A 22,897-nucleotide genomic window follows, 5' to 3' on the forward strand; every position below is an offset into this window, starting at 1 on the left:
ATTCGCCACTCATCGGCGGGGGCATCAAAGCGGCCATGAGCAAGATTTCTCAGCGCAGGGCACTCCTGCTGGCCGCGATCGTCCCCGCCCTCCTGGTTGCGGGCTGCTCCGGCAACACCCAGGCCATGAAGGGGGCGGCCAGCCCCACCGACATGGACTCCATGGCGCCCGACACCTCACCCGACGACTCGCCCTCGCCGGGCGACACCGCGGGCGGCGGGCAGGCGGAGACCGCCGTCCAGGGCTTCTTCGACGCGCTCAAGGCGGGCGACGTGGACCAGGTCACCGACACCTTCGCCGACGACGCGGTGGTCCTGCTCGCCGGGCAGCCCACCGCCGAGGGCGGCGAAGCCATCAAGTCGCTGTTCCAGAAGCAGCTCCAGGGCGGCAACGGCATGAAGCAGGCCACCCACACCATCGACGAGACCCGCACCGCCGGCCCCGACGACGCCATCGTCAGGGCGACCAGCAAGCAGGGCGACAACAACATGCGTGAGCTGTTCGTGCTCACGAAGGAAGGCGAGGAGTGGAAGATCTCGCAGTTCATGAACAACAAGGGCTGACGAGGTCGGTGACGCCCTGACGGGGTTTTCGGGGGCGGGGGCGGCGGCGGGTCGCAGGCGACCGGCCGCCGACCAGACCCGCCCCTGCCGGCACGGCGAACGCCGGAAATATGCGCTTTTCGAGTTAATGATGTGGAGTAGCGCCGGGGATGCGGGGGCTGATGCGGCGCTGGTCCACCAGCGCGAGGCAGACCGCGAAAGCACCCCGCGTCCACGCGTCGGCCTGCTGTGCGGTGAGCCTGATCTCCTCGCCCTCGTGCGAGACGAGCAGTGGGTCGGCGCAGGAGAACTTGCGGTCGTCCCGGGCCACCGGGTCACACGTTCGCATGTGCGCACCCTTGTCAGGAAATGTCGCCCGCTGATTGCGCGGCCCCCAGAACCTCCGGCACCTCTGCGGTGTATGCACACCGGAGGTGACTTTCATGCGAAAGACGGTGGTCGCGTTGGCGACCCTGGCACTTGCGGCGGCCCCGGTTCTGGCGCCGGTGCCGGTGCCGGCATCCCAGGCGGCTTCCCAGGCGGGCGCCCAAGAGGGGGCCAAAGAGGGGGCCAAAGAGTGGGCCCGTGGGGGATGGGCGGTGACGTACCTCGATCCGGTGCCGGGGCGGTTCGAGGCCGGGCACACGTACACGGTGGGGTTCTGGGTGTTGCAGCACGGCACCCATCCGTTCGAGGGCGTGCTCGACCGTGTCGGGCTGCGGCTCACCCGGGCGGACGGCCGCAGCGTGACGTTCGAGGCCACGCCGCTGCCCGAGGCGGCGCACTATGCGACGTCCCTGGCGGTGCCGCGCGGGGAGTGGAAGGTGGAGGCGCTGCAGGGCTGGTTCCCGCCGTACGAGGTGGGCGTCCTGAAGGTGCCCGGAGATCTGCGCGTCGCGCCGGTGCCGGCCGAGATGGTGGGTGGCCAGCGTACGGAGGAGCGCTGGGGCGCGATCCGGCCCCCGAAGGTCGTCCCCGGCAAGGTCCCCACCTTCGTGCCCGCCTCTCCCGACCAACTGGCGACGGCGCCCGAGCCAGGAGCGGCGACCTCGCAAGAGGCAGTGCCCGGGAACGGAACAGCGGCCGGACCCGGCGGTGAGGCGGCTGCGACAGGTGGCGACGTGCTCAAGGCCGGCGCTCAGAGCGCGGTCACCAGCACCGGGATCCCCGCCTACACCCTGCTGCTCGCCGCCGCCGGAGGTGCGGCGCTCGCGGCGGCGGCGCTGTGGCTGGCGACCCGCCGCCGGCGCCAGGCTTCCGACCCACCGGCGGATCCCTCCACGGACACCCTGGCCATCCCATGAGAGAGGCACCGCGCGCCAGGGACGCGACCACGTCCCGGGCACTCGCGCACACGCGTGCACCCAGAACCGGCACTCGCGCACACGCGTGCCCAGAACCGGCACTCGCGCACACGCGTGCCCAGAACCGGCACTCGCGCACACGCGTGCACCCAGAACCGGGCCTGTCCCGGGCGGCTGCGGACCCGTGTCCGCCTACCCCGCGCCCTTCCCTGACAACCGGTCGCGGCGCTGAGGGTCAGAGGTCGCGTTCCTGTTTGTCGAGGAGGGCGATGGAGACGGCGACCGCTTCGGCGGGGTCGCGGTTCTCGATGGCCTTGAGCAGCTCGGCGTGCCAGGGGTCAGGGTCGAGGGCCGCCTGTTCCTGGTCTCTGACGCTGTCGCGCAGGGCCGCGCTCATGCTGCGGTAGAGGTCGCCGAGGAGGGCGTTGTGCGCGGCCTCCGCGACGCTCAGGTGGAAGGCCACGTCGGCGTCGGCGAACCCGTCGAGGTCGCCCGCCTGGGCGGCGGCGTCGCGGCGGGCCAGGGCGGCGCGCATCGCGGCCAGGTCGTCGTCGGTGCGCCGGCCCGCCGCCAGCCGGGCGGCGACGAGGTCGAGGCCGCGGCGTACGTCGATGATGTCCATGGCGGCCGCGGTGTCGAGCCGGCGGCGCAGGGCGACCTCGGACTCGTCGGTGGCGGTGACGTATGTGCCGTCGCCCTGCCGGGTGTGCAGCAGCCCCGCGTGGGCCAGGACGCGTACGGCCTCGCGTACGGACAGCCGGCTCATGCCGAGGCTCTCCGCGAGGCGGCTCTCCGACGGGATCTTGGTGCCGACCGGCCACACCCCTTCGGCGATCTCCCGGCGGAGCTCGGCGATGGCGGCGTCCACGAGCGAGGTCCGAGCGACGTTACGCATCCACCTTCTCCTCAACGGCTGACGCCCACCACCCTAGATGCTGCGGGGCGGGGGCGGACGATCACCCCGGGGTGGCGACGAGTTCGGCGGCCAGCCGTTCGATCGTCTCGCGGCCCTCCAGCGGACGCAGCCAGGCGGCGGGCAGGGCGTCCCTGCCGTACAGGGCGCCGACGAGGTTTCCGCACACCGAGCCGGTCGAGTCGCTGTCGCCCGAGTGGTTGACCGACAGCAGCAGGGCGCGGTCCGCCTCGGGCTCGGCGAGGGCGCAGTAGACGCCGATGGCGAGCGCCTCCTCGGCCACCCATGCGCCGCCGAGCGACTCGATCGCCTCGGGGCCGGGCTGCCCCTTCGCGGCCAGCTCCATGGCGGCGTGGAGGGCGGCCGTGGTCTCCTCGTGGCCGGGGTAGGTGGCCAGGAGGGCGAGGGTGCGGCGGACGGCGGGCTCCAGCGCCTCGCTGGCCATGAGCTGCGCGATGATCGCCGCGAACGCCCCGGCGGCGAGGTACCCGGTGGGGTGCCCGTGCGTGATCTGCGCGCACACCGCCGACAGCTCGAACGCCTCCCGCACCGCCCGCTCCCCGCTGTCGGCGGGCGCCTGATGGGCGAGGGCGGCGAGGAGGCCGAAGGGGGCGGAGCGCATCACGGTGCCGCAGCCCTTGGAGTCGGGGTTCACCGGGCCGGGTTCGCCCCACGCGGCCGGGCCTGGGAAGGGCCGGTGCAGGCCGGACAGGCAGGCGTTGCCGGGGGCGCGCCGCGAGTACAGCCAGCTCTCCTCGCGCAGCCGTCCCGTGTGGTGCGGCAGGCTCGCCGGGGGCGGCGTCTTGTGGTCCTGCGTGTCCAGCCACCGCAGATAGGCCGCCCGTACGGCCTCCACGGCCGCGGAGCCACCGTCGGTCAGGAGGCCCTCGACGGTGAAGAGGGTCATCTGGGTGTCGTCGGTGATCAGGCCGGCCTTACCGCGCCAATCCGTGACGTAGTCGCTGACGCCCTCTTCCCCGTACGCCCTGCGGATCTCCCGCAGCGACTGGAACTCGATCGGCGCCCCCAGCGCGTCACCGATCGCGCCGCCCAGCAGACAGCCCAGCACCCGATCCAGAACATTCATAGTCGGATCTTGCCACCTCTCAGGCCGTCTGAGACGGTGGCGTTTGTTGTCAAATGTCCCGGAGGTCACGCGTGTCACAATTACGCCCAGCCCTCTTCGCCGTCGCCCTCACCCTCGCGATCGCGACTCCGGCCCAGGCCGCCGCCGGCCCGGCCATCACCGTCAAGAACGGCCGGACGCAGCCGGTCTTCTCCTACGCGGACGCCGTCCGCGAGCACGTGTACGTCGAGTCGACCGTCGACAGCGACCTCGACGGCGCCCTCGACAAGGTCAGGGTGGACATCATCCGGCCCAAGGAGTCCGGCCCGGGGCTCAAGGTCCCGGTGATCATCGATGAGAGCCCGTACTACGACAACTCGGGCCGCGGCAACGAAGGCGAGCGGAAGGTCTACGACGCCGCCGGAAACGTCGTGAAATTTCCGCTCTTCTACGACAACTACTTCGTCCCCCGCGGCTACGCCGTCCTCAACGTCGACATGCTCGGCACCACCAAGTCCGACGGCTGCCCCGACATCGGCGGCAAGGCCGACGTGCTGGGCGGCAAGGCCGTCATCGACTGGCTGAACGGGCGCGCCAAGGCGTTCTGGGCGGACGGCAGCCCCGCCGTGGCCGACTGGACGACCGGCAAGGCCGCCATGATCGGCAAGTCGTACGACGGCACCCTCGCCAACGCCGTCGCCGCGACCGGCGTGGACGGCCTGAAGACCATCGTGCCGATCTCGGCGATCAGCTCCTGGTACAAGTACCAGCGCTCGAACGGAGTGATCTACAACTACGACTACGCGTCCTGGCTGGCCAACTACGTCGACACCGACCCGGAGGACAAGTGCCGCCAGGTCCGCGACAAGATGGACGCCGAGGACGGCGACGACACGGGGAACTTCAACACGTTCTGGGCCGAGCGCGACTACATCAAGGGCCTGCTCGGCGACGTCTCCAAGGTCAAGGCGAGCGTCTTCGTCATCCACACGGTCAACGACCTCAACGTCAAGCCCGACAACTTCTCCGTCTGGTGGAAGGCGCTGGCCGACAGGAACGTGCCGCGCAAGATCTGGGTCGGCCAGACCCAGCACGTGGACCCGTTCGACTTCGAGGGCCGCAGGGACCTCTGGGTGGACACGCTGCACCGCTGGTTCGACCACTGGCTGCACGGCGTGCGCAACGGGATCACGAACGAGCCCCGCGCGGACGTCGAGGTGGCCCCGGCGAAGTGGATCACCCAGCGCGACTGGCCGGCGCCGTACGCGCTCAAGGTGCCGCTGCGCCCGTCGGCGGACGGCACGCTCGGGCTCAAGCCCGCCAAGCGCAACAGCACCGCCTCCTTCACCGACGTCCGCATGAGCGAGAACGACATGGTGGCCGACGTGGGCACGGCGAAGCCCGGCCGGGTCGCGTTCACCACGGGCCCGCTCCCGCTGAGCCTGCGCCTGTCCGGCACGCCCACCGCCGACCTGCGGGTCAAGCTGGACAAGCCGACCGCCAACCTGACCGCGCTCCTGGTGGACTTCGGCACCGACACCCGCGTCGACTGGCGGACCGGCCAGGGCATCACCACGCTCACCGAGGAGGACTGCCACGGCGAGAGCACCGCTGACGACGACGCCTGCTACCGCAAGGTCGTCACGAACGTGGCCACCCGCCCGCTGGAGATCGTCGCCCGCGGCTGGATCGACGTGCAGAACCGCGACTCGCTCAGCCAGGCGAAGCCGCTGACCCCCGGCACGTACGGCACGGTCAAGTGGCTGACGCTGCCGCAGGACTACACGTTCAAGAAGGGCCACCGCATCGGCCTGATCGTGGCAGGCACCGACGGCACCTACACCGGTGAGCAGGGCACCGGCGCCAACGTCACCCTCGACCTGACCAAGAGCAGCGTCAGCGTGCCGTTCGTGCTCGGGACGCCGCTCGCCGACGTGCCGAAGGACGCCACCACGTTCCGCGGCCCCGAGAAGCTGGACCTGCCGGAGCCCGAGCCCGGGTTCCACTTCTTCTAAGAAGTCCCTGGTAGGGGGCCCGGTCCCGGGCCTCCTACCCGCAGCTCGCGTCGGGGGAGGGCGTCCAGGTCACGTTCATGGTGAGCGTGCCGCTCGCGGTGGTGGTGCCGCCGGTGCGCTCGCCGTCGCCCTTCGCGGTGCCCGCCCACTTGACGGTGATCTTCCCGCGCCGTACGGCCGGTGCGGGGTCGCAGCTCTCCAGCCGGTCGGCGACGCGGAAGCGGGTGCCCGACACGGCGATGCCGGCGGTGCCGGCCGCGGAGACGACCTGGCAGCGGCCGGTGCACGCCAGCGCGAACGACCCGGTGCGCCGCTCGCCCAGCCACGCCGACGACGGCGACAGTTCGGCGACCGGCGCGGCCGGCTTCGGCAGCGCGCTCTTCCTCGGCACCGCCTTCAACCCGGACCCGGCGCTCTCCTCAGCCCCGCCTCCCGAAGCCTCCCGCCCGGACGTCTCTCGCCCGGACGCCTCCCGCTCTGACGCCTCCCGCTCTGACGCCTCCCGCTCGGCGGCGTCAGAACCGGACGCCTCGCGTGCCGGCTCGTCGGGCTGGGCGCTGCTCCGCGGCCCGCTCTCGGCCTCGCTCCCCGCTCCGGCCTGGGCGCCGGACGGCGCCTCGGGGTCGGCGCTGGACTGGGCGGCGGCCTTGGTGAGGGCCGGGGTGCCGGCCTGGCCGTTCATGATGGCCCAGATCAGCCCCACCGCCAGCAGCCCCACACCGAGGATCAGCGCCAGCCTGGCGACGGCCCTGATCGGGGTGCCCTGCTCGGGATCGTCGTCGGGCGGCTCACGCCAGTACTCCTGCCACTGCCCGCCGTCCCCGCCCCCCGGCGGCTGGACGAAGTTCGACACCGTGTTGGACGCCGTGTTGGACACCGTGTTGGACGCCGTGATCCCGCCGTAGCGGATGACCGGGGCGTCATGGGGCACGCCGTTGCTCTCGCCCTTGAGCGCGGTGCGGTAGACGAGCTTGTCGCCGGCCACGCCGCCGCGGAAGGCCCTGGTACGGCTCGGCGGCGTGAACGGATGCCGCCCCCGCACGGCCGGCGCCGCGATGGGTTCCTCGGGAGCCTCGTCCTCGGTGTCGTACTCCGCGTACGTGGGAGCCGCCAGCGGCATGGACATCGGCCGCGGAAGGGACTCCAGCGGCAGCCGCGCCGCGGGAATGGTCGGGGGCTCCTGGTCGGAGGCGGCCGCGCCCGCCTCCGACCAGGGCTTTCCCGGGGTCGCCGTCGTGGGGCCGGCGACCGGGGCGGACGGCATGGCGTCGGCGGCCGGTGGAGCCTGCGACGAGGAGGTCTCCACCAGTGTGCGGGCCTGCACAGGAAAGCCGTCGGCCCGCCAGAGTGGCCCCTCGCCGGGCAACGGCTGCGCCGACGCCAGCCGGTTGGGAAGTGTGCCGGGCAGTGTGGCGATGGGCAGCCGGCGCAGCAGCGCCGCCGCCGTCATCGTCCTGGGCGCGGCCCGGCAGGTCGCGCACGCTTGGATGTGCCGGCCGATCCTGGCCCTGGCCCGGCGGCCCGGCGCGGCGACCCACGCCTCCATCCGGGCGGTCAGGTCGGGGCAGCCGTCGGGGGAGCGGGCCGCGACGATCGCGGCGAACCACTCCTCCAGGCCGGACGCGGCCCTGGTGACGATGGCGTGCACCTCGGCCGCGGGCAGCTCGAAGATCGCGGCCAGCTCCGGGTCGGACAGGCCGTGCCGTACGGACAGGTCGAGCAGCTCCCGCTGGGGCCGCTCCAGGGACAGCAGGGCCTCGGGCAGCAGCTCCGACATGCGGCCTGGCCGCGACCACGAGCCGATGCTCGCCGGACTCGCCACGAACGCCCGGTGCGCGCGGGCCACCGCGTACAGCCAGGGGCGGCGCAGGGCCGGGTCCACCACGCGGTCCGCGTACAGGTGCGCCGTCATCGCGGCGCCGGCCACGGCCTGCTCGGCGTCGCCGGCGGCGAGCTCGGTGCGGCAGTAGTCGTAGAGCCGGGCTCCGTGCTTGTCGCACAGGTCACGAATGGCCTGGCGCGCGTCGTCTGACAGGGTTCGCCACATCCGGTGTCACCTCCTCCATTCGGTACGCGGTCGGGTGGTGTTCAAGCGTCAGGCCCTCCCCACGGCTCTCCGCACGGGCACCTGGTTCGGCACCTGGTTCGGCACCGGGTTCGGCACAGGGTCGAGCAGCGAAGCCTGCGCCAGGTAGGCGCGGGTGGCGTCGGGGTCGCCGGCGATGGCGCGTAACCCGGCCATGGCCGCGGCGAGCCGGGCACTGTCACGTTCCCGTACGCCCGCGGGACGCGTCTCGCCGCGCGGGATCACTCGGTGCATCAGCACCGAGCGCCGCCGCCAGGCCCACGCCTCCAGCGCGGCGGCCGGGGCGTACCCGCCGATCACCGCCGCGATGACCTGGGCGGCCTCGGCTGCGTCGTGGATGCCGGCGTTCATGTTCAGCCCGCCGATGGTCGAGGTCAGGTGCGCCGCGTCGCCCACGAACAGCACCCGCCCGCACCGGTACGAGGTCAGCACCCCCCGGTTAAGCCCGAACCGGTCGGCCCCGGTGACCCTGATGGGCTCGGTGGCGCCCGGCAGGGACCGGCGGACCAGCAGCGACAGGTTCGACGGCGACAGCGGCTCGTACGCCTCGCAGGGGATCTTGAAGATGATCCGCCAGTGGTCGGGCAGCTTGAGCAGGGTGCACGACTGCTGCACGTCCCGTACGTACGTCAGCGGCGCCAGGCTCGGCAGCAGCCGGTCCAGCGGCGCCTCGGTGAAGACCCGCAGCGCCTGGGCCGGGCAGGCGGCCCGGGGGAACGGCAGCCCCAGCGCCCCGCGCACGCTGCTGTCGGCGCCGTCGGCGGCGATCATGTACCGGGCCCGCGTCCAGGTGTGGCCGACGCGGACCCGGACGCCCGTGCCGCCCTCGGCGACGCCGTCCACCTGCGCGCCGAAGCGTACGTCCACGTCGGGGTAGACGTTGAGCGCCTCCAGCAGCAGCGGCGTCAGCGCGCTCTGGTCGGCGTGGATCCTGAAGGGGTGCTTGGTCAGGCCGTCGAGCCGGTTCATGCCCATCTCGGCCAGCACGAGCCCCGACCTGTCGCGCCACTGCACCCGGTCGACCACCCGGCCGCCGGCGACCAGCCTGGCGGCCACGCCGAGGTCGTCGAGCAGGTCGAGGGTGGCGGGGTGAAAGGTGCAGGCCCGGGGCTGCCTGGGCAGCTCGCTCTCGCGCTCCAGCACGGTGACCGGGATCCCGGCCCTGGCCAGGGAGAGCGCCGCGGTCAGGCCGGCCGGCCCGGCTCCGGCGACGATGACGCCGTTCATGCGCGGCCTCCCGTGTGCGCCACCCTCCGCGCGGCCGTCCTGCGGTGGGGGAGCGGGCTGAGCGTCACCTGACGGCCGAACGCCCTGGACAGCGCCCACCAGGCAAGGCAGAGGTTCGTGGTGAGCAGCCGCCGGTCGTTGCCGGTGGTCAGCGGCCCGAGCACGGGCAGCGTCGGCAGCCCTGTGCCGGTGAACAGCAGCGCCGCGTCATCGGGCGGCTCGGCCGACTCGACCTGGGAGATCAGCTCCTCGGGGGTGACCGCGTACGAGGAGTAGCCGTCGCCCGCGCGGATCTGCACGACCTGCGTGACGGTGACGCCGGCCGTCTTCCAGAACCGCTCGGCGAGATCGGTCACCCACGGCTCGTACGGCGAGACCAGCACGATGTCGCTCACGCCGAGATGGTCGAGCGCCTCGTGGGTGGCCAGCGTCGCCGAGGCGATCGGCAGCTTGGTCGCCGTGGTCAGCTCCGTGCACTGCCGGCGGTCCTCGTCGGGGCCCAGCAGGTAGCGCGGCTCTGTGCAGGCCATGACCAGCGCGTCCAGCCGCAGGCCGCCGAAGGCGCGCGCCATGGCGGGCAGCGCGGCGTTGTAGCTCTCCAGGCGGTCGGTCAGCGAGGGACGCGGACAGATGGGGAGGCGGGCGACGTACATGTCGGCACGCGAGCCGAACAGCCGGGTGAGTTCCGGCTCTGCGGAGGGGTTCTCCGGCGCGACGATCACGCCGACCCTGCCGCGGCTCATAGCGTGCCCCGGACGGTGCGCATGGTCTTCCTCCTGTGCGGGAAGGCGAGAGAAAGGGTCACGAGGCGCGGTGCCGGAGCGCCTGGTCGATCTCGGTGATGGCGTCGACGGACACCTGACGGATGCGGCGCAACCGGTGCGCGCTGCGCATCGTGGCCTGCGGGGGCGGAGCCGCCCTGTCCTCGTCGCCGTTGGGTGGCGGCGGGCCGGGCCTCACGCCTCGCGGGTGCACTTCATGGGGTTGTGACCTGCGCGTTTCGTCGGTGAGCATGATCGCTCCTGTCTATAGCGGGTGTCCTGAACGGTTGCGGGCTGAGTCGGGGGCCTCCGCGCGGGCGCGGCGCGTGGCCGCGTACCGGGAGGAAGGCCGCGCGTCGTGCGGCGAGGAGCCGGCGGGCGATCGCCGGCCCCTCTTCCGCCGCGCGCTGAGATCGACGTCCGGTCTCACGTCCCGACGCCACGGCGACCCGCACCAGCGCCGTGGCGGCGAGCAGAACGGCGGCCGGCGGAACGGTCACGGGCGCACACCCGGGCACCGCTGCCCGCCGGGACGGCCGGTCGATCGGCTCAGTGGCGCCCGCCCTGCCGATCGACCCGCCGAAGCCGGGTTGGAACAAGTTGAGCCGACCCCAGGCGCTACCCCTCGAGTTGGCCAGCACGCCAGCCGCTACCGCGCTGGCCAACAGCACCGAACCGACTGAGTCGGGCACGTGCCGCACGGTGCCGGGGGGGCGGGGAAGCGCCGGGGCCAGCGCTTTGCGCGCTGCCACCGTTCCCGCACTGAAGGCGGACGGGCCGGGCAGGCCGCGCGCGGCCCGCCACCTCCCGCCGCCGGATGGCAGCGCCGGCATTCCGGCGCCTGCGCTGACGCGCGTCGGCGCGGTGCCCGGAGGCACGCGTCCGGTGGACCGCTCGCCGGCGAACGGCGCGAGCGAGACGGGGAGGCACATCGCGGCTCCGATGCAGGGATCGGGCCGTCCTCCCCGCGGTCCTGGCCCTGGCGCGGCCGTGATGACCGCGGTCGCGCCCTGGCGGCTGGTGTTCGTCATCGGGCCGTCACCGCACTCTCGGCCACGTTCGGGACGCTGACGCAGACCATGCGCTCCGTCAGCCCGGCACGCTGTGCCGCCGATCGGGGCCCGGCTGTCCGCGTCCGTGCCGGTCCCGCACCACCGGCGACCGTACGCGCGACCTTCGAGGCCAGGACGAGGTGCTCACCGCAGCGCCTGGCCACCTTGGCCTCCAGACCGGCCACCTGGGCCAGCCTGAGCCGCATCGGCTCCAGCGACGACCGGCGTTCGAGCCCTTCGAGGTCGGCCAGCCGGGCCGGCCAGCGCAGCGCGTCGGCGCAGCGAGCCTCGACCTCGGCGGGCACGTCCGCCATCGGGAACCCGTCGTGACACAGCCGGGTGGCGAGCATGACGGCGGTGAACGCCGTCTGGTCGAAGTCGGCCAGGCGTCCCTTGAGGGCCGCGCCCAGCATCCTGACGCGGTGGCTCAGGCAGACCGCACTCCACCCGAGCAACAGCAGCCGTTCCGGTCCCGTCTCCGTGTGCCAGCCGGCCAGCCGCAGCTCGCGGGCCATCCGGTGGTAGAAGCGCCAGCGGTGACGAGGGCTTTCCAGCCAGACCTGGAGACCGCCCAGCGGCAGGCCGGCGACCTGGACGTCGTCGCCCGCCTCTGGCCCGGTCACGCGGGCACAGATGCGGCGCACCGCCTCTTCCTGCCCGGCGGAGACCGGATCGTCCATGAACCGGGAACCGTCCCGATGCTCCATGGTCATGTCCGGCCACCTCCTTGCCCGGGGAATCTCTCCAGAACCCGTAGGCTGTTAAGCCACAGTTACCACGCGCTTCCGATAGTCCGCTTTCAAGGCGGGCTATGTCAACTGACAGTTTGCGAATATGTTGATACCCCATCGCGGGGCAGAGCTTGCCCGCATGGCAGGGGACACCGGGCCCCGCGTCCCTTACGCTGGAAAAGTTCACGGGCGGTAGGAGGTGTGCCGTGGCGAACTTCGCCGAACGGCTCGATCTCGCGCTGACCAAGCGCGGTTACACCGGCGCGCAGGTCGCCTCCGCCCTGACGGAGGCGGGCATCCCCATCACGCGCGCCTACGTCAGCCAGTTGCGCACGGGCAAGCAGACCAACCCGACGCTCCAGGTGCTGCGGGCGCTGGCCTCGTGCCTTCAGGTGAGCGTGGGCTGGCTGGTCGGCGACGACTACCTCGAGTCAGGGTCGGTCGAGGACCTCCAGCTGCGCGCCGCCACCATCGGCCTGTCCGCCTCAGGGCTGTCCGAGGGCTCGCTGGCCGTGCTGCGCGGCGTGGTCGAGATGGCGCGCAAGGCCGAGGGGCTGCCCGACGAGCCCGAGCCCACCGCCGAGATCCCCGAGGCGGTCGCGCCGCTGAGCGGGCCGCAGCGCAGGGCGCTCGGCAAGCGGCTGCACGGCCTGCGCGTCTCGGCCCGGCTCTCCGTCGAGCAGGTCGAGACCGCGATCGGCAAGGGCGCCGCGGCGATCCCCGCCATCGAGGAGGGCCGCATCGCGCCGGCCCCCATCACGGTCGAGCGCCTGCTGACCGTCTACGGCGTCTCGTCGCCGCCCATCCGCGAATACGTGCTGAGCCTGGCCAGGGGCGAGCGCGAGGCCGCCTGGTACGACGCCCAGTCGGTGCCCGTCTGGCTGGCCACCGGCTACGCGCTCGAACAGCGCGCCACCGTGATCCGCAGCTACCACCCCCAGTTCGTGCCGCCGCTGCTGCAGACCGAGGAGTACGCCAGGGCCGCGCTCACCGTCGCGGGCCCCGCCACCCTCGGCCAGCAGACGGTCGACGAGGCGCTCGCCCTCGTCATGGCCCGCCAGGAGGCGCTGCCCCGCGACAGCGGCCTGGTGCTGTGGGCCGTCATCGACGAGAGCGTGCTGACCCGCTCGATCGTCGGGCAGCACGTCCAGCTCCGCCAGCTCGAGGTGCTCCTTGAGCACGCCAAGCGGCCCAACGTCTCGCTGCACGTGGTGCCGACGGACGACCCCGTCTACGTCCCGCGCACCGGCCCGTTCACGATCTGGCGCTTCGCCGAGGCGTTCGAGCCCGACATCGCCTGCGCCCACGGCATCGAGTCCGACCGGCTGACCGGCGACGCGGCCGAGGTCGAGGTCTACCACCAGGCGTTCACCAAGCTGTCGGTGACGACCACCACCCGCGAAGAGACCTTCGAGGTGCTCAACCACCATCGCGAAAGGCTTTCGCGTTCGTTCGGGAAATGAGCCCCTTCCCGCCCGCGAGATCATTTATGCCGGCGAGTGGTTAGTGACATATACCCAAAACTAATGGCTTTTCCGGTTGTCTTTCCCCGTGTGGCGAGGATCATATGGTCTGGGTCATCGAGTGGGGTCCGAAAGGATCATCTTTTCCCGAGATTGTGGGCGAGGGGAAAGGGGCAACACTCAATGCGTCAGCGTGCCATCCGAAATCTGGCGAAGCTGGAGCTGACCCAAGCGAGAGTCACCCGGATTCTCGACGCGGCCGCAGGTGGGAAGAACCACTTCACGGCCGATCTGGACGCCGTGCGGCGCTACGACCTGGCCGCCCCCGTCACCACGACGGCCGCCCGTGCCGTGCTGCGGTTCTTGTGCCGGGTGGTCCGTCACCTGGCCGTACGCGGTGTGGACCAGTTCGTGATCGTCGGCAGCGGGGTGCCCAGCGGGCTGCCCCCCGGCCGCCAGCTGCACGACGTCGCGCGCAAGGCGCTGCTCGACTCCGTGCCGCGCGTGGTCTACGTCGAGAACGATCCGATGGTGCTGGCCGGCGCGCGGGCCACCATCGAGCCCGTCACCGATCTCGTCCGCGTCGTCGAAGGCGACCTGCGCGAGATCGACGAGGTGCTCGACGACCGCGTCCTGCAGACGTTCCTCGATTGGGACCGGCCCATGGCCGTGTTACTGCTGTCGGCTTACAGCCTCAACGACGACGAATACTTCCATTACGTGATCAAACGCATTCGGCAGGTGGTTCCCGAGCGGAGTTATCTGTCGCTGGTGCAGACCACGTTCGACGCCATTCCCCCCGAGTTGCTGCCGGCCATTCACGACCTGCTGGCGATGACGCTGCCGGGGCACGCCGTACGCACCAGGGAGGAGGTCAAGGCGTTGCTCGAAGGGCTCGTACTGGTCGAGCCGGGGCTGGTGTGGGTCCCGGACTGGCGGCCCGACGGCTCCGACGGCTCCGACGACGCCTGCGATCCCGGCGCGTCCGGCACGTACGGGGCCGTGGCGCGCGTCCCCTGACGCGGACGACGGGGCCGGGACGGCACGGACACCGGCCCCCGCGCGTCAGGGGCGCCCTTGAGCGCTCAGTCCCACCAGAACGACCAGGCGTGCCCGCCGATGATCTGCTCGGCGTACCCCTGCAGATCGCCAGGACCCTGCACCACGTTGTCCGGGCAGAACGTCCAGTGCTCGGCCGCCACGTGCAGCGCGTGCTCAGGATCGACCGGCGGCGCCGCGACACTCAGGTCGAGCGTGTTGAACCCGACGCTCACCACCCGCGCCCCGAAGCGGTCCTCCCAGCTGCGCACCACCGCCGCCATCGGCACCATCCACTCGTTGTGGTGCAGCGCCCCCTGCCAGCCCATGACGGCCAGCGCGTCCGCGCCGCGGCCCGCGGCGACCAGGCCGAGCGGCATCCCCTTCGCCGCCAGCTCGCCCGCCAGCCACGCCGCCACCGCCTCGGGATCGGCCCGCAGCACGCCGGGCGGGGCCGGACCAGGACAGATCGCGCCGTACGGCTCCAGCTCTTCGAGCGCGTCCGCCGGCATCTGCGCCACCCACTCCTCCCACACCTCGGCCATGAACCCGTCGGCGGTGAAGTGGTCGATCTGACGGGGATCGTCCGGCACGACCTGCCCGACCGCCCACGGCTGCGCCGACTCGTCCAGCAGCAGCGGCCATAACCCGCTGTGCGGGTGCCACTCGCGCAGCAGCGCCCAGTCGGCGCCGTTCGCCTGCTCGTCGCTCATCCAGAACGCCGGTCGCGGTGCCTCCCCCTGCCCGGTGTAGCCGGGATCCGGCCATACGACGTCGCCGGGAGGTAGCGCCACGGGCAGCCTCCTCCCCTTGCCGCCGTCGGCGAACAGCTGGCACAGCTCGCGTGGCAGCCGGTGATCGCTCATGCCCTACCGTTCCGATACCGAATCCTGTCTCGGAGATGGTAGTGCCGCGGGTCCCCTCAGCACCTGTGGCAGGGGGGGACGGGGTTGCCCGCACCGGGCAGAATGGTGGGCTGTGATCCCCTACGACGCGGTTCTCACCGACTTCGACGGCGTGCTGCGCCACTTCGACCACGCCGCCCAGGCCGAGATCGAGGCCCGCTACGGGCTGCCGCTCACGAAGACGGCCTTCGACCCCGAGCTGATCCTGCCGGCCACGCTCGGCGAGCGCACCGAGGCCGAATGGGCCGAGTCGGTCGCCGTGGCGCTCGGGGGAGACGAGCGGGCCAGGCGGGCGGTGGCCGAGTTCGTGGAGATCAGGTTCTGGGTGGACGAGCAGGTCAGGGAGCTGCTGGCCCGGGTGCAGGAGCACGTGCCGGTGGTCATCGTGACCAACGCCATGGACACCCTGGAGTCGCATCTCGACCTGCTGGGTCTCACGTACTTCGCCGACGCCGTGGTCAGCAGCGCCAGGGTCGGCGTGGCCAAGCCCGACCGGCGCATCTACGAGATCGCCGCCGAGCTGGCCGGGGCGGCGCCCGAGCGCTGCCTGTTCGTGGACGACCGGCCGCAGAACGTCGAGGCCGCCGTGGCGCTCGGCATGACCGGCGTCCACTACCGCACCTTCACCGACCTGACCGCCGCCCTCACCTGACCGGCCGCGCGCGGTCCCACGCTCGCGAGGGTTGCGGGCGTCTCCGGCGCGGCTCGCGCCGGCCGCGCCGGAGACCCCCCGACCGCCGCCCCCTCGCCCCTGTGGGCGAGCTGCGCTCCTCGCCGGGCTGGAGGGGACGGCGGCGGCTGAGCGCCGGTCAGTACCCGCCGTAGGGATTCTGGGAGGGGGGCCGGGTCGCTGGGGCGCTCGTCCTCTGGCCCGACGGCTTCGGCGCCGCGGCCGCCCCGTTCGAGCTGACCTTCGTGCCCTTCGGCGCGATCACGCCGATCAGGCCGTGCTTGGTGCCGTCGATGCCGGCGGAGAACCACAGGGCCTTCTCGCCGCCGGTGGCGGCGGTGCCCGGCTCAAGGTCCCAGAGCCCGGGCAGCACGATCTGCCTGCCACCGGAGTCGCGCAGGGCGCCGAGGTGCCGGCCCTGCCTGTACGCGTGCACCGTGCCGTCGCCGAAGTTGCCGACCAGCAGCGAGCCCGCGTACTCGCGGCCCCAGCCCTTGGGCGCGGCGGTCAGTCCCCAAGGGGCGTTGAGCCCGACCCGGGAGATGCGCCCGGTCAGCCGCCCGTTGGCGTTGAACCGGCTGACGAACCCCTTGCCGTTGCCGAAGACCGGCTTGCCGGTCGCCGGGTCACGCAGGGCGTAGGCGACCCAGATGTTGCCGTTGGCCACCGCCACGTTGTAGGCGTTGTAGCCCTTCGGCAGCGCCGAGTCCCTGAACTGCCAGCGCGCCAGCTTGACGCGCCGGAAGTCCTGGTCGAAGGCGTGGATGCGCCCACCGGCGAAGTCGGCCGCCAGCAGGAACGCCTCGTCCTCGGTCTGGACGAGCTCCAGCCCCTTGTAGTCGGCGCCGCGGGTGAAGGCCGCGATGATCGCGTTGGCCGGGTCGACCTCCGCGTTCCAGCCGCTGATGGCGCCGCTCGGGCTGGAGAAGATGAACGAGGCCGGCTTGCCCTTGACGGTGAAGCCCTGGCCGGGGTTGAACACCTGCCCGGTCGGGGCTCCGCCCGGGATCGCCACCTCGGTCTTCTCCTTCTTGCCCGTGCCGGAGTAGACGGTGGCGGTGCCGGTGCCGGTGTTCGAGACCCACAGAGTCTTGCCCATGGCCAGGCCCCACGGGTTGACGACCTTGGGGTCGGTGACAGGGGCTTTGCCCTTGACGTCCGACACAAGGTTGATGACGTCGAAACGCGTCCTGGTGGTGGCGTGTGCGGGAGTGGTGAGAGTCGCTCCCAGAACGACCGCAACAGCGCAGAGTGTGATGATGCGTGGCCGCATCCGGTGCCTCCTAATGAGCGCTTGTGACGCGAGGTACGCATGCGGGCGGGAGAAGGGTTCAGCCGTGGCCATAAATAGCGTTCGCCGGCGTCGTAACGGGGAGAGGAAGAGCATGGACGTCTTGGGCATCGACATCGGCGGCTCCGGCATCAAGGGCGCGCCGGTCGACACAGAGGCAGGAGAGCTGCTGCGAGAGCGGCTGCGCATCCCCACGCCGGAGCCGTCGGGCCCGGACGCGGTCGCGGGCGTGGTGGCTCAGCTGCGCGAACATTTCGGGTGGAACGGTCCGGTCGGAGTCACCTTTCCCGGTGTCGTCGTGGACGGCGTGGTGCGCTCGGCGGCCAACGTCGACCGCTCGTGGATCGGCGTGGACGCGGGCCGGCTGTTCGGCGGGGCGACCGTGCTCAACGACGCCGACGCGGCCGGCCTCGCCGAGATGCGCTTCGGCGCCGCCCGCGGGCACCAGGGGACGGTGCTGGTGCTCACCTTCGGCACCGGCATCGGCAGCGCCCTGTTCACCGGCGGGGTGCTGGTGCCCAACACCGAGCTGGGGCACCTGGAGCTGCACGGCAAGGACGCCGAGCACCGCGCCGCCGCCCGGGTGCGCGAGGAGCACGACCTCAGCTGGGAGAAGTGGGCCGAGCGGGTCGAGGAGTACCTGCGGCACGTCGAGATGCTGTTCTCGCCGTCGCTGATCGTCCTCGGCGGGGGAGTGAGCAAGAAGGCCCAGAAGTTCCTGCCGCACGTACGGCTCGACACGCCGATCGTGCCGGCCGGCCTCCAGAACCAGGCCGGCATCATCGGCGCCGCCCACGCCGCCGCCCCTTGAGCCGCCGCCCACACATGGCGCCGCCGCCGCAGCGCCTCCCACGCGTAGCCGCCGCCGCTGTGCGGGGGCCCGCGGGTGTCAGTCCGTGAGTGCTTCGGCCATGCGGGCCAGCAGTCGCGCCAGCTCCTCCGCCTGGTTCGGGGCCAGCGGGGAGTTCATCCGCCGCTCCACGGCCAGCACGTCGGCCTTGGCGGCCGCCAGGCGGCGCCGCCCTGCCTCGGTGAGCCGGGCGGGCAGCGCGCGCCCCGAGGGGGCCGTCGACGGCCGCTCGACCAGCCCGGTCTCCTGAAGGTGCTGCAGCAGCACGTTCATCGACTGCCGGGTCACGAACACCGCGCGCGCCAGCTCCGCGTTCGACAGCCCTGGCCGCTGCCCGAGCACGTCGAGGCACGAGTACTGCGGCGTGGTGAGCCCGTGCGCGCGCAGCACGCCGTCCATGGCCGCCCGCAGCGCCGCCTGCACCCGTTTGAGCTGGTATCCGACGCTGCGCCCAAGCTCGTCTTGCGTCATGTCAACATTCTGACATACAGTTCTCTATGTCAACGTTCTGACATACGAGGAGAGACCATGACCGCCACCGGCATCGACTTCGTCGCCCTCCAGGTCCGCGACCTCACCAAGGCCGCCGACTTCTACGAGCGGCGCCTCGGGCTCAAGCGCGCCCCGGCCGGCCCGCCCGGAGCCGTGGTGTTCGCCACCGAGCCCGTCCCCTTCGCCGTACGCGAGCCGCTCCCCGGCGTCGAGCTGCCCGAGCGCCCTGGCACGGGCGTCGTCCTGTGGTTCGAGTGCGGCGACGCCCAGCGGCTGCACGACGAACTTCAGGCGGCCGGCGTGCCGATCGTGACCCCGCCGGCGGACGGCCCGTTCGGCCGCTCGTTCAGCTTCACCGACCCCGACGGCTACGTGGTCACCGCGCACAGCCGCTAGTCGCGGCGATATTGGGATGCGCGCGGCGGGCGGGTCGGGCACCATGGGCGGTTGGCTCCGGCGAAGCGGAGCTCAAATATCCTGAAAGCAGTATGGGAACGTCTTCGTTGTCCTCGCCGTCCTCGCCGTCTCCGGCCTCGCCTTCCCGATCCGCGCGGGCCTCCGGGTCATTCGCGGACCTCCAGTCGCGCCTGCCCGAGCTCATGCCGCGCGACCAGCGGCGGCTGCGGCGCAGGCTCGACGGCATGCGCAGGGTCCGCTCCCGCGACGCGCGCGACAAGATCGCCGCAGAGATCCTCGCCGACGTCGAGCGGGCCGAGCAGCGGCTCGTACGCCGCCGCGACGCCGTCCCGGCGGTGACCTATCCGGACAACCTGCCGGTCTCGCAGCGTAAGGACGACATCCTCGCCGCCATCCGCGACCACCAGGTCGTGATCATCGCCGGCGAGACGGGCTCGGGAAAGACCACCCAGATCCCGAAGATCTGCCTGGAGCTGGGCCGGGGCGTACGCGGCCTGATCGGCCACACCCAGCCCCGCCGCATCGCCGCCCGCACGGTCGCCGAGCGCATCGCGGAGGAGCTCGGCACCGGGCTCGGCGAGGTGGTCGGCTACAAGGTCCGCTTCACCGACCAGGCGAGCGACCGCACGCTGGTCAAGCTCATGACCGACGGCATCCTGCTGGCCGAGCTGCAGAACGACCGCATGCTCGACCAGTACGACACGCTGATCATCGACGAGGCCCACGAGCGCAGCCTCAACATCGACTTCATCCTCGGCTACCTCAAACAGCTGCTGCCCAAGCGCCCCGACCTCAAGGTCATCATCACCAGCGCCACCATCGACCCCGAGCGCTTCTCCCGCCACTTCGACGACGCCCCCATCATCGAGGTCTCCGGCCGCACCTACCCGGTCGAGGTGCGCTACCGCCCGCTCGATGACGACGACGACCAGACCCAGGGCATCGTCGACGCCTGCCGCGAGCTGATCAGCGAGGGCCCCGGCGACATCCTGGTGTTCCTGTCGGGCGAGCGGGAGATCCGCGACGCCGCCGACAGCCTGGGCAAGGCCGACTTCCGCAACACCGAGGTGCTGCCGCTCTACGCCCGGCTGAGCGCCGCCGAGCAGCACCGCGTCTTCCAGCGCCACACCGGCCGCCGCATCGTGCTGGCCACCAACGTCGCCGAGACGTCGCTGACCGTGCCGGGCATCAAATACGTGGTCGATCCCGGCTTCGCGCGCATCTCCCGCTACAGCCACCGCACGAAGGTGCAGCGCCTGCCGATCGAGCCCATCTCGCAGGCCAGCGCCAACCAGCGCAAGGGCCGCTCTGGCCGTACGTCCGACGGCATCTGCATCCGGCTCTACGAGGAGGACGACTTCCTCAGCAGGCCGGAGTTCACCGACCCCGAGATCCTGCGCACCAACCTGGCCTCGGTCATCCTGCAGATGACCTCGATCGGGCTGGGCGACATCGAGGCGTTCCCGTTCGTCGAGCCGCCCGACCGCCGCCAGGTCAAGGACGGCGTCAACCTGCTCCATGAGCTGGGCGCGTTCGACGCCCACAACAAGCTCACCCCCGTCGGCCGCAAGCTGGCGCAGCTCCCGGTCGACCCGCGGCTCGGCCGCATGGTGCTGGAGGCCGAGAAGAACGGCTGCCTGCGCGAGGTCATGGTGATCGCCGCGGCGCTGTCCATCCAGGACCCGCGCGAGCGGCCCGCCGAGAAGCAGCAGCAGGCCGACGAGAAGCACCGGCGCTTCGCCGACCCCGAGTCCGACTTCATGGCCTACCTCAACCTGTGGAACTACCTGCGCGACAAGCAGAAGGAGCTGTCGTCCAGCGCGTTCCGGCGGCTGTGCAAGGCCGAGTTCCTCAACTACCTGCGCGTACGCGAGTGGCAGGACATCTACAGCCAGCTCCGCCAGACGCTCGGCGCCCAGCCCAACTCCCAGCCCGCCGAGCCGTACCACATCCACGCCTCGCTGCTGGTGGGCCTGCTGTCGCACATCGGCGTGAAGGACGTCATCGACAAGCAGCGCGGGCAGGACGGCCGGCGGCCGATCCAGGAGTACATCGGCGCCCGCAACGCCCGCTTCGCCATCTTCCCCGGCTCCGCGCTGGCCAAGAAGCAGCCGCAGTGGGTCATGTCGGCCGAGCTGGTCGAGACCTCGCGCCTGTGGGCCAGGGTCAACGCCAAGATCGAGCCCGACTGGGTCGAGCCGCTCGCCCAGCACCTGGTCAAGCGCACCTACTCGGAGCCGCACTGGGAGAAGAACCAGGGCGCGGTGATCGCCCTGGAGAAGGTCACCCTCTACGGCGTCCCGCTCGTCGTCGGCCGCAAGGTCACCTACGGCCGCATCGACCCCGACCTGTCGCGCGAGCTGTTCATCAGGCACGCGCTGGTCGAGGGCGACTGGGACACGCACCACAGGTTCCTCAAGGACAACCGCCGGCTGCTCGGCGAGGTCGAGGAGCTGGAGAACCGGGCCCGCCGACGCGACATCCTGGTGGACGACGAGGCGCTCTACGACTTCTACGACCAGCGGGTGCCCGCCGACGTCGTCTCGGCCCGCCACTTCGACTCCTGGTGGAAGAAGGCCGGGCGGGAGCAGCCCGACCTGCTCACGTTCTCGCCCGAGATGCTGGTCAACGAGGGCGCCGACATCAGCACCCGCGACTACCCCGACACGTGGAAGCAGCTCGGTCAGCGGATGAAGCTGACCTACCAGTTCGAGCCGGGGGCCGACGCCGACGGCGTCACCGTCCACGTGCCGCTGGCGGTGCTCAACCAGGTCAGCTCCGACGGCTTCGACTGGCAGATCCCCGGCCTGCGCGAAGAGCTCATCACCGCGCTCATCAGGTCGCTGCCGAAGCACCTGCGCCGCAACTTCGTGCCCGCCCCCAACTACGCCAAGCAGGTGCTGGCCGGCGTCAAGCAGGGCGGCGAGCCGCTGCTGGCCGCGGTCGAGCGCGAGCTGCTGCGGCTCACGGGCGTCCGGGTGCCGCGCGAGGCGTGGCAGCTCGACCAGGTGCCCGATCACCTGCGCATCACGTATCGGGTGATCGACGAGAAGCGGCGTACGGTGGCCGAGGACAAAGACCTCGACGCGCTCAAACGGCGGCTGGCCCCGCGCCTGCGCCAGACGCTCTCGCAAGCCGGCGACGACCTCGAGCAGACCGGCCTGCACACGTGGAGCTTCGGCACCCTGCCCAAGGTGTTCGAGCAGGGCCGGATGAAGGGCTATCCGGCGCTCGTCGACGCCGGCGACTCCGTCTCCGTCAAGATCTTCGAGACCGAGGCAGAGCAGCGCCGCTCCCACTGGCCCGGCCTGCGCCGCCTGCTCCTGCTCAACGTCACCAACCCCGCGAAGTCCCTGCTCGGCGGCCTGTCCAACCAGGCCAAGCTGGCGCTGTCGCGCAGCCCGCACGGCGGGGCGGTGGCGCTGTTCGACGACGTGGTCAACGCGGCGGTCGACAAGCTCATGCTGGAGGCGGGCGGCGTCGTCTGGGAGCCGGTCGGCTACGACCGCCTCTACCAGCACGTCCGCACCCACCTCTACGACACCGCCCGCGACGTGCTGGACAAGGTCGAGCAGATTCTCAGCGTGTGGCACGAGGCCGGGGCCCGGCTCGACTCCCTGCGCGCGAGCGCCGCCACCGACGACGTACGCGAGCAGCTCGGCAGGCTCGTCTACCCGGGCTTCGTCACCGCGACCGGTCACGGGCGGCTTTCCGACGTCCTGCGCTACCTGCGGGCCATCGACCGCCGCCTGATCAAGCTGCCCGAGGACCCGTGGCGCGACCAGGAGTGGATGGACCGCGTCCACAAGGTCGAGGACGACTACGACGACCTGCTGGCCAAGCTGCATCCGGCGCGGCGGGGTGACCCCGACGTGGTGGAGGTCCGGTGGATGATCGAGGAGCTGCGGGTGAGCTTCTTCGCCCAGACCCTCGGCACGCCGACCCCGGTGTCGGAGAAGCGCATCGCGAAGGCGATGGACCGGCTGGCGCCCTGAGACGTGTGGTTCACGGCCGTCCCGTGAGAAAATCACCCGTGCACCGTTTGTCCGGGTCTGTCGGGCCGGCCGGTGCGCC

The 22,897-nt window shown here is 71.8% G+C and carries 20 protein-coding genes; 9 read left to right on the top strand and 11 right to left on the bottom strand.

The genetic code is table 11. The annotated features are described in order from the left end of the window. Nucleotides 1-35 precede the first annotated feature (35 nt). Nucleotides 36-563 (top strand): nuclear transport factor 2 family protein, encoded by a 528-nt coding sequence (locus AB0K28_RS00900; RefSeq protein ID WP_364363463.1) that lies wholly within the window; start codon nt 36-38, stop codon nt 561-563. Between the two features lie 124 nt (nt 564-687). Here AB0K28_RS00900 and AB0K28_RS00905 read toward each other — a convergent pair whose 3' ends face one another. Then, nucleotides 688-891 carry a hypothetical protein gene (locus AB0K28_RS00905; RefSeq protein WP_364363466.1) on the bottom strand — a complete coding sequence of 68 codons (204 nt, stop codon included), beginning with the start codon at nt 889-891 and terminating at the stop codon, nt 688-690. A 250-nt stretch (nt 892-1,141) separates the two neighbouring features. Between AB0K28_RS00905 and AB0K28_RS00910 the strand changes: the two genes are divergently transcribed. Further along, on the top strand, nt 1,142-1,846 hold the full coding sequence (locus AB0K28_RS00910; RefSeq protein ID WP_364363469.1) for a hypothetical protein: 705 nt from the start codon (nt 1,142-1,144) through the stop codon (nt 1,844-1,846). 235 nt (nt 1,847-2,081) lie between these two features. Here the strand turns inward: AB0K28_RS00910 and AB0K28_RS00915 are convergent, their stop codons facing one another. Beyond that, nucleotides 2,082-2,741: an FCD domain-containing protein gene (locus AB0K28_RS00915; protein ID WP_345387567.1), complete on the bottom strand. Its 660-nt coding sequence runs from the start codon at nt 2,739-2,741 to the stop codon at nt 2,082-2,084. A gap of 61 nt (nt 2,742-2,802) precedes the next feature. Next, nucleotides 2,803-3,846, bottom strand: coding sequence for an ADP-ribosylglycohydrolase family protein (locus AB0K28_RS00920; RefSeq protein ID WP_364363472.1), 1,044 nt, complete (start codon nt 3,844-3,846; stop codon nt 2,803-2,805). A gap of 71 nt (nt 3,847-3,917) precedes the next feature. Between AB0K28_RS00920 and AB0K28_RS00925 the strand changes: the two genes are divergently transcribed. Next, nucleotides 3,918-5,840, top strand: coding sequence for a Xaa-Pro dipeptidyl-peptidase (locus AB0K28_RS00925; RefSeq protein WP_364363475.1), 1,923 nt, complete (start codon nt 3,918-3,920; stop codon nt 5,838-5,840). 34 nt (nt 5,841-5,874) lie between these two features. On the opposite strand, the gene AB0K28_RS00930 is transcribed toward AB0K28_RS00925, so the two are convergent. The 5 genes from AB0K28_RS00930 to AB0K28_RS00950 form a co-directional block, all read right to left on the bottom strand. Further along, nucleotides 5,875-7,887 carry a hypothetical protein gene (locus AB0K28_RS00930; protein ID WP_364363478.1) on the bottom strand — a complete coding sequence of 671 codons (2,013 nt, stop codon included), beginning with the start codon at nt 7,885-7,887 and terminating at the stop codon, nt 5,875-5,877. Nucleotides 7,888-7,935: 48 nt separating this feature from the next. Further along, the gene (locus AB0K28_RS00935; protein WP_364363481.1) at nt 7,936-9,153 is read right to left on the bottom strand and encodes an FAD-dependent monooxygenase; all 1,218 of its coding nucleotides are present in this window, start codon (nt 9,151-9,153) and stop codon (nt 7,936-7,938) included. Further along, nucleotides 9,150-9,896, bottom strand: a complete 747-nt coding sequence (locus AB0K28_RS00940) for a hypothetical protein (RefSeq protein ID WP_355413268.1) — start codon at nt 9,894-9,896, stop codon at nt 9,150-9,152. Before AB0K28_RS00940 ends, AB0K28_RS00935 begins: the two co-directional genes overlap by 4 nt. Before the next feature lie 58 nt (nt 9,897-9,954). Further along, nucleotides 9,955-10,167, bottom strand: coding sequence for a hypothetical protein (locus AB0K28_RS00945; RefSeq protein ID WP_364363484.1), 213 nt, complete (start codon nt 10,165-10,167; stop codon nt 9,955-9,957). A gap of 774 nt (nt 10,168-10,941) precedes the next feature. Then, entirely contained in the window at nt 10,942-11,679 is a 738-nt protein-coding gene (locus AB0K28_RS00950; protein WP_345387553.1) for a hypothetical protein, read from the bottom strand. A 224-nt stretch (nt 11,680-11,903) separates the two neighbouring features. On the opposite strand from AB0K28_RS00950, the gene AB0K28_RS00955 reads away from it, so the two are divergent. Further along, nucleotides 11,904-13,160 carry a Scr1 family TA system antitoxin-like transcriptional regulator gene (locus AB0K28_RS00955; protein ID WP_364363488.1) on the top strand — a complete coding sequence of 419 codons (1,257 nt, stop codon included), beginning with the start codon at nt 11,904-11,906 and terminating at the stop codon, nt 13,158-13,160. A gap of 183 nt (nt 13,161-13,343) precedes the next feature. Next, entirely contained in the window at nt 13,344-14,180 is an 837-nt protein-coding gene (locus AB0K28_RS00960) for an SAM-dependent methyltransferase (RefSeq protein ID WP_364363491.1), read from the top strand. Between the two features lie 65 nt (nt 14,181-14,245). On the opposite strand, the gene AB0K28_RS00965 is transcribed toward AB0K28_RS00960, so the two are convergent. Beyond that, nucleotides 14,246-15,064 (bottom strand): DUF4253 domain-containing protein, encoded by an 819-nt coding sequence (locus AB0K28_RS00965; protein ID WP_364363494.1) that lies wholly within the window; start codon nt 15,062-15,064, stop codon nt 14,246-14,248. Between the two features lie 112 nt (nt 15,065-15,176). Here AB0K28_RS00965 and AB0K28_RS00970 point away from each other — a divergent pair, with 112 nt between their 5' ends. After that, nucleotides 15,177-15,755, top strand: a complete 579-nt coding sequence (locus tag AB0K28_RS00970) for an HAD-IA family hydrolase (protein WP_345387543.1) — start codon at nt 15,177-15,179, stop codon at nt 15,753-15,755. Between the two features lie 157 nt (nt 15,756-15,912). On the opposite strand, the gene AB0K28_RS00975 is transcribed toward AB0K28_RS00970, so the two are convergent. Beyond that, a complete protein-coding gene (locus AB0K28_RS00975; RefSeq protein WP_364363497.1) occupies nt 15,913-17,046 on the bottom strand; it encodes a TIGR03118 family protein in 1,134 nt (377 codons plus the stop codon). Between the two features lie 112 nt (nt 17,047-17,158). Here AB0K28_RS00975 and ppgK point away from each other — a divergent pair, with 112 nt between their 5' ends. Next, nucleotides 17,159-17,875: a polyphosphate--glucose phosphotransferase gene (gene ppgK, locus AB0K28_RS00980; protein WP_345387539.1), complete on the top strand. Its 717-nt coding sequence runs from the start codon at nt 17,159-17,161 to the stop codon at nt 17,873-17,875. 78 nt (nt 17,876-17,953) lie between these two features. On the opposite strand, the gene AB0K28_RS00985 is transcribed toward ppgK, so the two are convergent. After that, nucleotides 17,954-18,385 (bottom strand): MarR family transcriptional regulator, encoded by a 432-nt coding sequence (locus AB0K28_RS00985; protein WP_345387537.1) that lies wholly within the window; start codon nt 18,383-18,385, stop codon nt 17,954-17,956. Between the two features lie 57 nt (nt 18,386-18,442). On the opposite strand from AB0K28_RS00985, the gene AB0K28_RS00990 reads away from it, so the two are divergent. After that, entirely contained in the window at nt 18,443-18,802 is a 360-nt protein-coding gene (locus tag AB0K28_RS00990; protein WP_345387535.1) for a VOC family protein, read from the top strand. Nucleotides 18,803-18,894: 92 nt separating this feature from the next. Further along, nucleotides 18,895-22,818 (top strand): ATP-dependent RNA helicase HrpA, encoded by a 3,924-nt coding sequence (gene hrpA, locus AB0K28_RS00995; RefSeq protein WP_364363502.1) that lies wholly within the window; start codon nt 18,895-18,897, stop codon nt 22,816-22,818. Nucleotides 22,819-22,897 lie beyond the last annotated feature (79 nt).

Origin of the sequence: Nonomuraea sp. NPDC049504, assembly GCF_040676845.1 — a bacterium.
GTDB lineage: Bacteria > Actinomycetota > Actinomycetes > Streptosporangiales > Streptosporangiaceae > Nonomuraea > Nonomuraea salmonea.

What these genes read in the sequence shown, in the direction of transcription:
- AB0K28_RS00900 (WP_364363463.1), top strand. Translation starts at nt 36, where the DNA reads ATGAGCAAGATTTCTCAGCGCAGGGCACTCCTGCTGGCCGCGATCGTC.
- AB0K28_RS00905 (WP_364363466.1), bottom strand. Translation starts at nt 891, where the DNA reads ATGCGAACGTGTGACCCGGTGGCCCGGGACGACCGCAAGTTCTCCTGC.
- AB0K28_RS00915 (WP_345387567.1), bottom strand. Translation starts at nt 2,741, where the DNA reads ATGCGTAACGTCGCTCGGACCTCGCTCGTGGACGCCGCCATCGCCGAG.
- AB0K28_RS00920 (WP_364363472.1), bottom strand. Translation starts at nt 3,846, where the DNA reads ATGAATGTTCTGGATCGGGTGCTGGGCTGTCTGCTGGGCGGCGCGATC.
- AB0K28_RS00930 (WP_364363478.1), bottom strand. Translation starts at nt 7,887, where the DNA reads ATGTGGCGAACCCTGTCAGACGACGCGCGCCAGGCCATTCGTGACCTG.
- AB0K28_RS00935 (WP_364363481.1), bottom strand. Translation starts at nt 9,153, where the DNA reads ATGAACGGCGTCATCGTCGCCGGAGCCGGGCCGGCCGGCCTGACCGCG.
- AB0K28_RS00940 (WP_355413268.1), bottom strand. Translation starts at nt 9,896, where the DNA reads ATGAGCCGCGGCAGGGTCGGCGTGATCGTCGCGCCGGAGAACCCCTCC.
- AB0K28_RS00945 (WP_364363484.1), bottom strand. Translation starts at nt 10,167, where the DNA reads ATGCTCACCGACGAAACGCGCAGGTCACAACCCCATGAAGTGCACCCG.
- AB0K28_RS00950 (WP_345387553.1), bottom strand. Translation starts at nt 11,679, where the DNA reads ATGACCATGGAGCATCGGGACGGTTCCCGGTTCATGGACGATCCGGTC.
- AB0K28_RS00960 (WP_364363491.1), top strand. Translation starts at nt 13,344, where the DNA reads ATGCGTCAGCGTGCCATCCGAAATCTGGCGAAGCTGGAGCTGACCCAA.
- AB0K28_RS00965 (WP_364363494.1), bottom strand. Translation starts at nt 15,064, where the DNA reads ATGAGCGATCACCGGCTGCCACGCGAGCTGTGCCAGCTGTTCGCCGAC.
- AB0K28_RS00975 (WP_364363497.1), bottom strand. Translation starts at nt 17,046, where the DNA reads ATGCGGCCACGCATCATCACACTCTGCGCTGTTGCGGTCGTTCTGGGA.
- ppgK (WP_345387539.1), top strand. Translation starts at nt 17,159, where the DNA reads ATGGACGTCTTGGGCATCGACATCGGCGGCTCCGGCATCAAGGGCGCG.
- AB0K28_RS00985 (WP_345387537.1), bottom strand. Translation starts at nt 18,385, where the DNA reads ATGACGCAAGACGAGCTTGGGCGCAGCGTCGGATACCAGCTCAAACGG.
- AB0K28_RS00990 (WP_345387535.1), top strand. Translation starts at nt 18,443, where the DNA reads ATGACCGCCACCGGCATCGACTTCGTCGCCCTCCAGGTCCGCGACCTC.
- hrpA (WP_364363502.1), top strand. Translation starts at nt 18,895, where the DNA reads ATGGGAACGTCTTCGTTGTCCTCGCCGTCCTCGCCGTCTCCGGCCTCG.